The following is a 13,763-nucleotide window of genomic DNA, read 5'->3' on the forward strand; positions in this document are numbered from 1 at the left end:
ATTTCAGGAGAGGAATTTGACAAAGATGAGCTCTGGATCACCGTCATCCAGGTTGTCGATCTGCCCACTCCTGATGAAGCCGAGTTGAGCCAGCACACCCTGCATCGGCGCATTTGAAGCATTGGTTGACGTGAACAGCTTGCCACCCCGGCACTGCGACTCCAGTGCGCGCATGATGGCCGCCGCGATACCGCGGCGGCGTGCCGATTCCTTCACCACGACCAGCGCAATGAACGGTTGATCGAAGAAGGTATCGTTGAGCACGCCATACCCTGTCAGCTGCGATGTATCGTGCGCGTCGGCGGCCACCCAGCACTGGCCGCAGGTGACTGCGTGTGCAATGAATGTTTGCCGTTGCCGATCACCCCGAGCGATCGCGTCCAGCGCAAAAAGCGCCTCGACGTCCTCGGGCTGGGCGAGTCGTATGGTTGATCGCAAGTCCATTTTTGTTCACCTCTACGCGTGCGTGCGCGATGTAAAAACTGCAGGTTCTTATGAATCAAATACGATGCATATAAGGCAGTTTTCAGAAAAATGCACCGTATACGATGCAGGGCGCATCGTCGGTAGCCTCGATGAGGGTAGAGCGCCCGTGCTATCAACAAACCCCAGCACGGGCGCCACGTTATACTTGGCGCCTTTTGCCCGTGGCCGGAGAGCCCTATGCGCCAGGTTTTGCTTATCGTCGATGTTCAATCCACCTTCAGCCCGCCCGAATGGTTGGTAGACGGTTTGCGGCGGTTGTCGGCGAACATCCCGACCGTCGCCTCGGTCGAGCTGCACGATGAGCAGATCACGCCGTTTCAGCGCCAGCTTGGCTGGCACCCGGCGGCCGAGGACGAGAGCCTGATCGAGGCGGACCAGGTGTTCGTCAAGCATGGCTACGGGCAGACCGTCGAAACGCTCGAGTACATCAAGCAGCTGGGCGTGGAGCGGGTACTGGTGTGTGGCATGCAAACCGAAACCTGCGTGCTTGCCGCTGGCTTCGCCCTGTTCGATGCAGGGCTGGCGCCTACGCTGGTGACCGACATGACGGTAGGGTCATCGCTGGACAGGTCCGGCCAGTTGGGCATCGACCTGTGGAAGCATCACTTTGGCCAAGTGACGACCGCTGCTGAAGTGCTGGCCTCGCTGCACGGGTGAGGGCAAAAGGCGCTAGCGGTGCTATCATTTTGCCATCGGCATTCGTCAATGAGTATCATTGTCGATTGATGGCAACTTTGATACACCTGGATCGAGAAGGAACTCCATGCTGAAAAAGTCTTACCTTGTGGCTGTGCTGCTGCCGGTTGCCATGAATTGGTGCGCCCTGGCGCACGCCTTCACCGACGGCACCGACCACTCCGCGACCCTGGAAAAGGTCGAGCAGACCTTCGTGGTGCAGATGGATGGCAGTAATCGTCTGGATGTCGACAGTGTGCTGTTGATCAACGAGGAGCGCGCGATCAAGGCCAGTGCCCAGCGCCCGGTGAGTTACAACCGGTCGCTGGAAACCCTGGATGTGATCGAGGCGTACACGCAAAAGCCCGATGGGCGCAAGGTGATGGTGGACGCCGCGCACATCAAGGAGCAGCAGGAGCAGGCATCCGCGCAGGCGCCGATGTTTCAGGACAGCGTCAACAAGGTGATCATCTTCCCTGAGGTTGCGGTGGGGGACCGTCTGGTGCTGCGTTATCAGCGCAACCGCTTCACGCCGCTGTTCCCTGGCCAGTTCGAAGACATCACCGTGCCGGAATTCCACCCGGTCGGGCAGTTCACGCTCATCTATGACATGCCTGAGGGCCTGCCCCTGCAGGCTGATGCGCGCAACTTCAAGGCGTCGCTGCCGGCGGCTGCGCCAGGGCGCAAGGTCTATCGCTGGGATTACGTGCCGGCGGACCGTGCGCGGATCGAGGCGAGTGCGGTGTCCTACCTGGACTACGGGCACTACCTGGCGGTGTCGACATTCACCGATTTCAAAGCGTTCGCCCAGGCCTACCAGGCACGCGCCAAGGTCGAGGTCACGGCACCGATCCGCGAACTGGCGCAACGCCTCACGGCCCATTTGCCCACCACGCGGGAAAAGGCACTGACGCTCAGTGACTGGGTGCGTGAAAACATCCGTTATGTCGCCGTGTATGTCGGCGCTGGCGGGGTAGTGCCGCACGCGGCGCAAACCGTGCTGGACAACCGTTACGGTGACTGCAAGGACCATGTTGCCCTGCTTGAGGCGCTGCTGACGGCGGCGGGGATCAAAAGCACGCCGGCCCTGATCAACCTGGGCAACGCCTACGTGTTCCCCAAGGTGCCCGCGCTGGGGGTGTTGAACCATGTGATCACCTATGTGCCGAGCCTGGACCTGTACCTGGACTCCACCGACCCGTCGATCGCCGCAGGCTACCTGCCGTTGGCCGTGTTGAACAAGCGGGTGCTGCTGACCGCGACGGGTGAGTTCGGGCGAACCCCGGCCATCCAGCTCAACAAGGTTTCCAGTGACTTGCAGTTCAAGGTCAAGGGCGATGGTGGCGCAGACTTCACCCACGTCGCGACCGTGCAAGGCTGGGCCAGCGAGGTCAGCCGCTACGGTGTGAAATCGATGAAACCGGCGGACCGCGACCTGCTCGTCGAAAAGGTACTCGGTGCCTATGGGCAGCGTGGCAGCGGTACCTTCGAGGTGCGCCCGAGCAACGCCAATGGCGACTTTGTCAGCGCCGTCGATGGGCGCACGGAAAACCTCGTCAACCTGCCAGGGCCTGTGGGCATGGTGGCTTTGAGCAGCCTGGCGGGGGGTATCTCACAGAACGTCTACAGCTTTGCCATGGAGAAGGAACGCAGCCAGCGCTTCGTGTGCATTTCCAATGACACCGTGGAAAAGTCGCGCTTCGAATTCCCGCCTGAGGTCAGTGTGCTGGCGATCCCCAAACAAGTGCGTCTGCAGGACGCCAACGTTGAGTACAGCGCGCAGTATGCCCAGGAGGGCAATGCCGTAGTGATCGAGCGGCATTTCAAGTTCAGCCGCCCGGATGTGGTCTGCTCACCTGAAGATTTTGCCGCCATGAAGCCGGCCATCGAGGCGATGGTCAGGGACCTGCAGAGCCAGATCATCGTACAGGCCAGCTAGCCCGATCTGGCCGCCCCTGCAGCGCCCCTCATGGATCAATGCGTAGCCATTGATTCATGAGGGGCGCTGCAGGTGGGGGCTTGCTCAGAAGTCCCAGCGGGTGGTGACCATCAGGTTGCGTGGCTCGCCATAGTAGGTGGTGCCGAAGTTGCCAAGCCCGGTCAGGTACACCTTGTCGAACACGTTGTTGGCATTGACCGTGAAGCTCAGGTGCTCGCTGTACTGGTAGCGGGTCATCAGGTCCACCAGGGTGTAACCGCCTTGCTTGATGCGTGTGTAGTCGTTGGCGGCCGGGCTGTAGATGCTGCCGTAGAACCCACTCTGCCAACGCAGCCCACCGCCGACGGTGATGCGGTCCAATACGCCGGGCAACCGGTAGGTGTTGAACAGCCGCGCCACATGCTCAGGCTTGGTGGTCGCCAGCGGGAAGCCGAACAGGCGGTTGTCGTCAGCGTCGCGCGTACGGGCGTAGGTGTAACCGGCGGTGATGTTCCAGCCCGGGGCCAGTTCGCCTGCCAGTTCCAGTTCGACGCCCTGGGTGGTGGCACCGTCGATGGCGGTGTAGATGCCCTCGTTGGTGACCGGGTTGGTGCCCACCGAAGAGGCGACGTTGTCTTGTTCGATACGGAAGAACGCCAGCGTGGCGTTCAGCCTGCCATCGAAATAGGCCGCTTTGAGGCCTGCCTCATAACCATCGCCTTCCACCGGGTCGAGGGTGGCGCCGCTGACGTCCTTGTAGACTTGCGGCTGGTAGATCGAGGTGTAGCTGGCGTACACCGAGTACGTGTCATCCAGGTCATAGACCACGCCGGCGTAAGGGGTGACGACGCCGTGCTGCTTGTAGCTGGCGTGGGTGTCATCCAGGGGCGAGGTCGGGTAGTAGTCCTGGTCGTCGTTGTACTTGAAGGTACTGACCCGGGTGCCGAGGATCACCGAGAGGTTGTCGGTCGGCTTCAGGCGTGTGGCCACGTAAGCGCCGTTCTGGCTCTGGGTGGTGGTGTAGTCGCCGTTCTTCGGGAAGTCCTGTTCCGCAACCTTGCCGTTCCAGTCGAAGATCGAGCCCGGTACTTGGGCGAAGGCACTGCCGTCGTAGGTGTCGCCGGTCAGGCGCGAATGCGAGGTCATGAAGCCTGCGACCAGCTCATTCTGACGGCCGAACAGGGTGAAGGGCCCCGACACACTCAGGTCTGCGGTGTTCTGCACACGATGCCCTTCCCAGCGCCCCCAATAGAAGAACATGCCTTCGCCGGTCGTGGCGTCGGGGTTGCCACCACTGGCTGATGCCAGACGGGTGTCATGGTCGCTGATCATGTGGTTGAGGCTGAGCTTGACCTTCCAGTCGTTGGCCAGCGCCTGCTCCAGCGAGCCGAAGTAGGTGGTGGACTGGAAGTCGCGGCGGCTCCAGTCGGCCCCGGGGTTGTGCGAGCGCGAGAAGTCGGTGCGGCTGCCGTCGGAGAAGTACGTCGGGTTACCGGTCCAGGAGGAGCCGCGCGGGGTGGTGGTCTGGTTGTCGATGCCGAAGGTGAGCAGCGTGTCGGGCGTCAGGTCGGCTTCGAGAATGCCGTAGTAGACGTCCTTCTTCTGTTTGTAGTGATCCAGGTACGACTTGCGATCCTGGTAGGCGCCGACGAAACGGCCGCGCACGCTGCCGCTGGCATTGAGCGGGCCGGAAATGTCACCTTCGGTGCGGTAGTTGTCCCAGGAGCCAGCGCTGGCGGTGATCGAGGCCTTGAAGTCGTGGGTAGGCTTCTTGCGGATCAGGTTGACCGTGGCGGAGGGGTCGCCGGAGCCGGTCATCAGCCCGGTTGCGCCCTTGATGACTTCCACGCGGTCGTAGGCGGCCATGTCGACATGGGTCGCGCCCTCGTCGTAGACGCCGTCATAGATGGTGTTGACGCCATCGTACTGGTAGTTGGTGATGGCAAAGCCGCGCGCGGAATACTCCATGCGCTCGCTGTCATACGCCTGCACCGAAACCCCGGGGGTGTTGCGCAGCACTTCGCCGATGTCTTGCGAGCCGTGGTCGTCGATGGCCTGGCGGGTTATCACGCTGACAGACTGGGGCGTCTCGCGCAGGGTCAGCGGTAGCTTGGTCGCGGTGGTCGAGCCACCGGTGGTGTAGCTGCCAGTGCCTTCGGTGATGTTGCCCAGGCCTTGGCCGTCGATGCGGCTGGGGGCCAGTTCCACCACGTCACCCTGGTGGGTGGTGAGCAGCAGCGAGTAGCGGCCGTCGCTTTCCTTGACGGCCTGCAAGCCTGTGCCGCTGAGCAGAATCTGCAGGGCCTGGTCGACCGGGTACTGGCCATTCAAGGCCGGCGAGCGTTTACCGCGCGTCCACTGGGTGTCGAACGACAGCACAATGCCGGACTCTGCAGCGAACTGGGTCAATGTTGCGCCCAGGTCCCCTTGCGGCAGGTGGTAGTCATGCGCTTGCGCGGCGCAGGCTGCGCCCGGCCCACCGAGCAAAGCAGTCAACAGCAGGCAGGTGCGCAGGTCTGGCGCGCTGAAGGGCCTGAGAGTGAAGCGGCAGGTCATCGTCGAGGTCTCGGAAAGGTAAAGAGGCAGCCACAGCTGGGGTTACCTATGAGTCGGATGAGCCGCGCGAAAGTGATCAGGCATGGTGGTTTTTTGGGGGGAGAGCGAAATGTTGAGGTGCCCCAAAATACCACTTAAGCCGCAGTAATCGTCACCCAGAAACGCGTGCGACGCTGCACCTGCACCGGCAAGGAGGTAGCCAGTGCCCGCAAGATCTGCTCGGTATCATCGAGCCGATAGGTGCCGCTGATGCGCAGGCCAGCAACCGACGGCGCGCAGTGCAGCCAACCTGGCCGGTACCGTGAAACCTCGGTGACGAAGGTGTCCAGGCGTTGGTCATTGACGATCAGCAAGCCTCTGCTCCAGGCGTCTGCGGCGTTGGCCAGCGTCTGCACAGCCGAAAAGCCCTTGCCATCGAACTGGCAGCTCTGGCCGCCGTGCACCTCCATGGCCTGGCCCGAGGCAAGCGTCACACGTGCCTGCTGGCCAAACACATCGAGCTTGCTGGCGTCATCGAACAGCCGCACGCAAAAGCGGCTGTGGCCAGCCGCGATGCTGCCGTGCCGGGTCACCACGCTGCAGCGTTGCTGCTCTGGCACCTCGACCATGATCTCGCCCTGGCGCAGCCGCACATGCGGCTGTTCGCGGGTGTCATCGATATCAACTGCCGAGGCACTGTTGAGCAGCAGCGTGCTGCCGTTTTTCAGGGTCAGTGAACGCTGTTCACCCACGCCACTGCGTTCATCAGCCAGCAACGGTGAATACTGCATTTCGCGATAGCTACCCAAGCCCAGTGCACTGCCACCCAGCAGTACCAGCCCGGCCTTGACCACGCGGCGGCGGGTGGCGTGGCGGCCATGCGCCGCCAGCGACAGTACACGGCTGGTGGCCGGGGCAGGGGTTGCGCTCATGCGGGTCTGCAAACGCTCGGCCTGCTGCCAGGCCCAGGCATTGGCGGGCGCAGCGTTCAGCCATGACTGCCAGGCGCTATGGTCGCTGGGCTGCACTTCACCGCTGTTGAGCTGGCTGTACCAATGCGCGGCCTGACGCAGGGCTGTGCGCTGCTCGGCACTCAAAGCCATGCTCACTGGCCGTGGGTCAGGCTGTAGATCATGCAGTGTTCCGCCGCTTTGGCAATGTAGCGGCGCACCGTCACTTCAGAGACGCCCAACTGGGCGGCGATGCGTTTGTACGGCATGCCATCGACCTGCGACAGCAAGAATGCCTCCCGCACATTGGCGCCAAGCGCTGCCAGCATCGCATCGAGTTCGAACAACGTTTGCAGCAGCGACAAGCGTTGTTCGGCCGAGATATCCAACGCTTCGGGTTGCTCTGCCAGTACCTGCAGCCAGGCCCGCTCCAGGTGCACCCGGCGCAGGTGGTCGATCATCAGGCGACGGGCGATCGTGGCCAGGTAGCCCTTGGGTTCACGGACCGCTTCGAGCTTGGCCGCCGCATCGGCGGCCGTCATCACGCGAACGAACACGTCCTGGACCAAGTCCGCGGCCAGGTGGGTACAGTTGACCCGGGGTGTCAGCCAGCCGTGCAGCCATTTGCTCTGCGCACGGTAGAGCTGGCTGACCTGGGAATTGAGGGCTACGTCCGGGGTGCTCATCCATGCCGCCTGAAAAGAGTTGCAAATGTTAATGGTTCGCATTTTATGCAAACTGTTTCAGGCTTGGCAATCACCAGCGGGCGGGCATTGCCTTGTTCAAGAGGAAGTCACGCGTTCCAAGGCCTGCGCTGCGCGCGCCTTCCTGCTCACGTGCCAGCGTGTCAGTACGCTGCGCAGCAGGGTGTTCCAGCAGTAGCTCAGCACTACGCCACCGACAAGCGCCAGGGCCACCGCGAACAACGGCTGATCGTAGATGTGGCGCGCCAGCGACTGGAACTGGAAGTGCGTCAGGTAGATGAACAAGGTCGACGACGCGATCATCGCCCCCGCCCTGGCAACCACGCCCGGCACGGGCACAGCGTGGAACCAGATCAAGGCGAGCATCGCCGGCAGGGCAATATCGAAGTAACTGGCAAACGCTTGCCAGCCGATGCCGGCAATGGCCACCAGGTCCAGCTCGGCAATCAGCAGTACCGCCACTGCACTGGCGACGCCTTTGCGCAGCGTCGAGTCGGCGTAGTGAATCGCCATGCCCAGCACCATCACCGCCAGGTAATGCTGGGGCACGCGGTTGAGCAGGGCCGTGGCGTCGAAGACGAAATGGCTGAGCAGCAGATCCGCCACCATCAGCGCGCAGGCGGCCATGGTCAGCCAGCGGAACGGGTTGGCAAGGATCGCCTTGCGCACGCGTTTGAACGACAACACAAGGCCAATGACCAGGATCATCTGCACCAGCACTTCGATGTACCAGTAGGCGAAGATGCCGACCTTGTCGGGGGGGAACCAGTTGGAGATCAACAGCAGCGATTGCCAATGCACCTGGTCGAACAGCGCCTGAACCAACACCGTATAGGCAATGGTCGGCACCGCGATGGCTGCCACCGACTTGACCAGCATACGGGCGTCACCGCGCTCGTCGATGGCCTTGAACTGGAACCTGGCCAGGCTGATGCCAGAGATCAGGAACAGCACTGACGTTTCGCCTGCGATCCGCCATTCGGAAAACACCTCCAGGTGGCCAACCACAATCAGGATGATGGCGATCATCCGCAGGAAAACCGGCACCTCCATGACCCGCATCGACCACTTCGAGGCCTTGCTGCGCTGCTCGGCCAGTTCGGCCAGGTCCTGGACCGGGATCATTTCCCAGCGATCCGGCAGGTGGCCGATCAGTTCTTCCAGCACCATCGACGCGCGCACGAACGACAATGAATCGCCGCCGAGCTCCACGAAGCTGAGCCGGGCATCGATGCGCGAGGCCTGCAGGATCTGTGACCAGGCGTCGGTCAGTTTCAGGGCGAGCGGTGACAGTGGCTGCGTGGCCGCGTTGTCGAGGGTGTCGCTGCCGTCGAACGCCGCTGGCAAGGCGCGTTTGTCGACCTTGCCGTTGGGTGTGAGGGGGATGCCGGGCACCAACAGGAACATCGCCGGCACCATGTAGTCGGGCAGCATGCCCGCCATGGCTTGGCGCAGTTCAGCGGTGCCTACGGGTTGCTCGGCAACGCAATAGGCAACCAGCCTGACCGTCGCGTTGTCGTGGTTGGCCAGCACCACGCACTGTTTGACGCGTGGATGCTGGCACAGGGCATTTTCGATTTCCGCCAGTTCGATGCGGTGGCCACGAATTTTCACCTGGCTGTCGCCGCGCCCCAGGAAGCTGGCGCTGCCATCGGCCAGGTAAGTGCCGAGGTCGCCAGTGCGGTAGCAGCGGTCGGCCTGGGCGCCGGTGAAGGGGTTGGCCACGAACTTTTCTGCGGTCAGTGCCGGGTCACCCCAATAGCCTAGCGACAGGTAAGGGCTGCGGATCAGGATTTCCCCGACTTCGCCCGCTTCGACCAGGCGGTTGGCTTCATCGATGATTAACAGCTGCGCGCCGTCTATGCCTTTACCCAAAGGGATGCGGCTGTTATCGGCGCCCGGGTCGAGTGGGTGGTACGCCATGGCCTGCGGCGTTTCGGTGGTGCCGTAGAAATTCACACTGCTGGCGTTGGGCGCAATCGCGCGCACCTGCTGGTACAGCGTAGGGCTGAGTGCATCGCCGCCCCAGAACAGGTAGCGCAGGCGCTCGAACACCTGCCCGTTCATGCGCGCGCCGGTTTCGATGAGCTTGCCCAGGGGCGGGGTCAGGTGGATGACCGACAGGCCGTGGTGGTGTATCCAGGCGGCCAGGCGCGACGGGTCGGTCAGGGTGGCCTGGGCCGGGCAGACGACCGTTGCGCCGATCGACAACGGCGTGAACACGTCCCGGTAGACCGGGTCGTGGCCCAGGCCCGAGAGCAGGGAAAAACAGTCGCCCCGGGTAAAACCCTGCTGCTGCACATGCCAGTCGATGAAATGCACCAGGGGCGCGTGGTGGGTGACGATGCCCTTCGGTTCGCCAGTGCTGCCTGAGGTGAAGGTGATATAGGCCGGCTGCGCGGGGCTAACCTCAGGCAGGGGCGACTGCTTGCTGGCGAAGTGTTGCAGTGCTTGGTCGGGGCAGGGTGGCACGTTGACGGTGCGGGCAAGGCCTGGCTCGACCTGGGTATCGCCACAGCGCAAGACAAAGGCTGGTTCGAGGGTGTGGATGATCTGCGCAATGCGCGCAGCAGGGTAAGCGGCGTCGGCCACGGTGAAGGTCAGGCCGGCGCGCAAGGCGCCGAGCATGGCATAAACCAGCGCGGCACCACGGCTGGCGACAATTACCAGCCGATCGCTGCCATTGGCGCCGTTTTCCAGCAGGTACGTGGCAATGCCCTGGCTGATGCGGTCTAGCTGGCCGTAGCTGCAGGTGGCGTCGTGGGCGATGATGGCGGTGGCATCGGGCGAGTGCTTTGCTTGCTCCACAAAGGCGTGAAAGATCGGGCGCTCGGCGCGATATTCCAGGTTCTGCGTCGGGTTCGGGCGCATATCCGGCATGTTGGGTGTTTGCTCCGCATCAACGGCAGGGGGTTGGCTGGATAGCACAACGCTAGTGCAGGCTGGCGTTTGGCGCCAATGCCCCTGCGGTGATTGTGTTGAGGAGCAATTTTGGGGCCGCTTCGCAGCCCCAGATACTCAGGCAACATCCACCAGCACGATCTCGCTGTCTTCGATGGCCGTAACCCGCAACACTGCTTCTTGCTCGATGGCCAGCCCATCACGTGCCTTGACGCGCACGCCGTTGACCTCCACCACCCCCTTGGCCGGCACCAGATAACCACGGCGCCCGGCATCAAAGCGGTACTCGGCGCTTTCCCCCGCCTGCAACGTCGCAGCCACCAACCGTGCATCGGTACGAATCTGCAAACTGTCTTCGTCACCTGCACGCCCACTGGCCAGGGTCACGAAGCCTTCGCCACGTTCTCCTTTAGGGAAGGGCCGGCTGCCCCAGGTCGGCGCATCGCCCACCCGCTCAGGCACCACCCAGATCTGGAAAATGCGCGTATCGACGTCCTCCAGGTTGTACTCGCTATGGACGATGCCGGAGCCTGCACTCATTACCTGCACATCACCCGCTTCGGTACGGCCTTTGTTACCCAGGCTGTCCTGGTGGGTGATCGCGCCTTCACGGACATAGGTGATGATTTCCATGTCCCGGTGCGGGTGCGACGGGAAACCGCTGCCAGCCGCAATCAGGTCGTCGTTCCAGACTCGCAGGTTGCCCCAGTGCATACGGGCGGGGTCGTAGTACTCGGCAAACGAGAAATGGTGATGGGCATCGAGCCAGCCGTGGTTGGCGTGGCCGAGGCTTTCGAAGGGTCGCAGTTGCAGCATGGTCGTGCTCCTTGAATGGGTGGAATGGGGCCATGATGCGTCAAAGAAAGATCGAAAATAAGCGTAAATATCGGCTAATTATAATCGATTAAATTGATTGCTCTGGGTGTGGTGTTTTATCCGTTTCATCGCCTAATCCACTGATCTGCAAGCATTCGCTGGTGATTTTTGGTGGATGCGGCGAACATGGCACGCTGATTTGTTTTCCATCGGAGTGACCGTGGCCCACGAGCATCCCCAGGCGCCTGCCGACCTGACCCCACCTGCCCAGTTACCCTGGTTTCGCCGCCTAGCCGCCCGCCTGCTGGGCCGAGGCTTGACCCGCCTGCAAGCCCAGCATCGCGACTCCTGGTTCCTCGGCCATGCCACGGGGCAGCGCAGTGGCCATGAGGACGGTGTGCGTGAAGGCTTCGAGCGCGGGCGGGTAGAAGGCTACGAGGCGGGGCGACAGGTGCTGGTCATTCGCGATACCCGCCCCGATACCGCCGCCGTGCCCGGCCAGGACAACAATCTTTTCGACGACTGGCGCCTGCCGTTGACCGCCGAACTGAAAAAGCGCTTCAAGGCTGATGTGGCGCAGCGCCTGCCGGCCGAAGCGCAACCCAGTGCGGCGCAGTGGAAGCTGATTTTCAGCGACACCCCCTCCACCTGTGTGGTGGCCGGGGCCGGGGCGGGCAAGTCGACCTCGCTGGTACTGCGGATTCTGCTGCTGCGCCATTACCTGGGCTACGAGCTGGATGCGATGACCGTGGTCACCTTCACCCGCGAGTCGCGCAAAGACTTCATCAAGCGCCTGTTGCAGGTGTTCGCCTTGTGGCAGATCGACCTGCAGCCCGCGCTTGCCCGTGAGCTGGTGCGCACCTTCCATTCGCGCATCTTGCCGCTGGTACGCAGCCTGCCAGGCTTTGGCCAGGTGCGTGCGTTCGAGACGCTGGGCAACGAGATGCCGGCCGGCCGTGAGGCCGAGGCCGAGAGCAACCCGTTCGACCTGCGCCTGAACGATGCGCAACGCCAGCAGCTCAACCTCTGCTACAGCACCTTGCTGGGCGAGAACCCGCGTTTCGCCGAGCTTGTTGGCCTGTTGCGCAGCGAGGCGTTGCAGCTCAAGCCGCTGGACCCCAACCACCCCGATGTGCAAAAGCGTGCGCAGGTGACGCAGTTGGCCGCCCAGCGCGACGAAGAGCTGTGCGATGTGATCGAGGACCTGTGGTTCGCTGCAGGTGCCTGGCCGATCAAGGGCATCGAGCCGTGCCGCGACACGCTCGAAATCCGCGGCAGCCGCTTCCATGTGCATGGCCGCCTGCAGGGGCAGGGTGCCTGGGTGGTGCTGGGCTTCGACCCCGCAGAGAGCGCGCAGTACCAGCGCCCCGGCGCCAAGCTGGCGGTGCGTGCCGAGTGGGCGGTCAAGCGCACCCTGTTGCAGGCGTTCTGCGACAAGCCCCTGATCTGGCTGGACAACTATGCAGCCGCCCGGCGTTTGGCTGCGTCCCTGGCCGGTGATGCGGTGGCCGGCCCCGGCTTCGAATACAAGGTCAAGGGTGAACTGGCCCCGGCACCGCTGCTCGACGCCTTTGTCGGCGCCGCCAACTTCATCGAAAACCTGGGCCTTGACGTGAACAGCGCCGTGGCGGCGATGAGCTTCCCGGCAGGCGACAGCGACGGCCTGTTCTTCGAAGCGTTGGCCTTGTACTGGAAAGCCCTGGAGGCACATCTGCTGAGCCAGTCGCCACCGGTGATGAGCTACAACCGCATGTTCGCCCTGTTTGGCGAGAACAACCCGGAAAACCTGCAACTGCTGCCTGACCCCTTGCTCAGGCCGCTGGCGCACCTGATGATCGACGAGTTCCAGGACGTTTCGCCGCAGATCGTCAGCTGGCTGCGTGCCAGCCTTGCCGAGATCCGCCGGCGCGGGCCGTCGATGCACACCGGTCGTAATGCCCAGCATTCCTCGCTGTTGTGTGTGGGGGACGACTGGCAATCGATCTATGGCTGGCGCGGCAGTTCGCCGAAGTACTTCATGGAGTTCACCAAGGCATTCGTGTCGCCGGCCAACACCCGGGTGATGATGGTCGAGAACTACCGCTGCCAGCAGCAGGTGATCGACGCTGCCGAGTTCCTGGTCAAGGGCACCCCGGCGATCACCGGCAAGAAGGCCCGGGCCAGTGGGCCTGCAGCCGAGTTGCCGGGCTCGCCGGTCAAGGTGTTCGACCGTGATGAGGCGGCGCTGGGCGAGACCCTGATCGAGCATTATCAACGTGGCGAGTCGGTGATGATGCTGTACCGCAAGGGTAGCGATAAAGCCGTGATGAACGAACACCTGCAAGCGGTGCTGCACGCCGAGGCTGGATTGCCCGCCGAGCAGCGTCGGCTGCGGCAGCTGACTTATCACAGCGCCAAAGGCTTGCAGGCCGATGCGGTGTTCATGCTCGGCGACTGCCAATACCTGACCAGTTCGCCCTACAAGAACCAGGTGTATCGCTTGGCCGGCCTTGGTAAGCCCGGTGATGCCCAGGCATTCGATACGGCGCAGAAGGAAGAGGTCCAGCGGCTGGCCTACGTGGCGGTCACGCGTGCGGTCAGGCACTGCTATTGGCATGTGGAAGCGGCCAACAGCGAAGCGCCAGCGGCGCCCCGGGCGTCGGGCCAGGTGGATGGCCGGCAGGCCTTCTTCGAGGACCTGCGCGGCCAGTGACGTGCATGGGTGCACGGGCTTGAACCTGAGGGTCGGTGATGGCTAAGTCACAGTCGGTGACGGGCCAATCAGTCGCCTGCCGTTAC

9 protein-coding genes are annotated in these 13,763 nt (G+C 63.0%); 3 read left to right on the forward strand and 6 right to left on the reverse strand.

The genetic code is table 11. The features are described from left to right. Positions 1-3: 3 nt before the first annotated feature. Positions 4-444 (reverse strand): GNAT family N-acetyltransferase, encoded by a 441-nt coding sequence (locus PC358_RS02260; protein ID WP_033697253.1) that lies wholly within the window; start codon positions 442-444, stop codon positions 4-6. A 219-nt stretch (positions 445-663) separates the two neighbouring features. Here PC358_RS02260 and PC358_RS02265 point away from each other — a divergent pair, with 219 nt between their 5' ends. Both PC358_RS02265 and PC358_RS02270 read left to right on the forward strand, forming a co-directional pair. After that, positions 664-1,143 (forward strand): isochorismatase family protein, encoded by a 480-nt coding sequence (locus tag PC358_RS02265; protein WP_033697255.1) that lies wholly within the window; start codon positions 664-666, stop codon positions 1,141-1,143. 106 nt (positions 1,144-1,249) lie between these two features. Beyond that, on the forward strand, positions 1,250-3,100 hold the full coding sequence (locus PC358_RS02270; protein ID WP_033697257.1) for a DUF3857 domain-containing transglutaminase family protein: 1,851 nt from the start codon (positions 1,250-1,252) through the stop codon (positions 3,098-3,100). An 84-nt stretch (positions 3,101-3,184) separates the two neighbouring features. Here the strand turns inward: PC358_RS02270 and PC358_RS02275 are convergent, their stop codons facing one another. From PC358_RS02275 to PC358_RS02295, 5 genes are all read right to left on the reverse strand, one after another. Continuing rightward, the gene (locus tag PC358_RS02275; protein ID WP_033697259.1) at positions 3,185-5,635 is read right to left on the reverse strand and encodes a TonB-dependent siderophore receptor; all 2,451 of its coding nucleotides are present in this window, start codon (positions 5,633-5,635) and stop codon (positions 3,185-3,187) included. Between the two features lie 134 nt (positions 5,636-5,769). After that, entirely contained in the window at positions 5,770-6,717 is a 948-nt protein-coding gene (locus PC358_RS02280) for a FecR domain-containing protein (protein ID WP_033697261.1), read from the reverse strand. A 2-nt stretch (positions 6,718-6,719) separates the two neighbouring features. Beyond that, on the reverse strand, positions 6,720-7,250 hold the full coding sequence (locus tag PC358_RS02285; protein ID WP_033697263.1) for a sigma-70 family RNA polymerase sigma factor: 531 nt from the start codon (positions 7,248-7,250) through the stop codon (positions 6,720-6,722). Positions 7,251-7,346: 96 nt separating this feature from the next. Then, positions 7,347-10,148 (reverse strand): non-ribosomal peptide synthetase, encoded by a 2,802-nt coding sequence (locus PC358_RS02290; protein ID WP_033697266.1) that lies wholly within the window; start codon positions 10,146-10,148, stop codon positions 7,347-7,349. Positions 10,149-10,286: 138 nt separating this feature from the next. Then, positions 10,287-10,985, reverse strand: coding sequence for a pirin family protein (locus tag PC358_RS02295; protein WP_033697268.1), 699 nt, complete (start codon positions 10,983-10,985; stop codon positions 10,287-10,289). A gap of 175 nt (positions 10,986-11,160) precedes the next feature. Between PC358_RS02295 and PC358_RS02300 the strand changes: the two genes are divergently transcribed. Continuing rightward, positions 11,161-13,677 carry a UvrD-helicase domain-containing protein gene (locus PC358_RS02300; RefSeq protein ID WP_050506034.1) on the forward strand — a complete coding sequence of 839 codons (2,517 nt, stop codon included), beginning with the start codon at positions 11,161-11,163 and terminating at the stop codon, positions 13,675-13,677. The last annotated feature ends 86 nt before the right edge of the window (positions 13,678-13,763 follow it).

This window comes from Pseudomonas capeferrum (genome assembly GCF_000731675.1).
GTDB classification, from domain to species: Bacteria; Pseudomonadota; Gammaproteobacteria; order Pseudomonadales; family Pseudomonadaceae; genus Aquipseudomonas; species Aquipseudomonas capeferrum.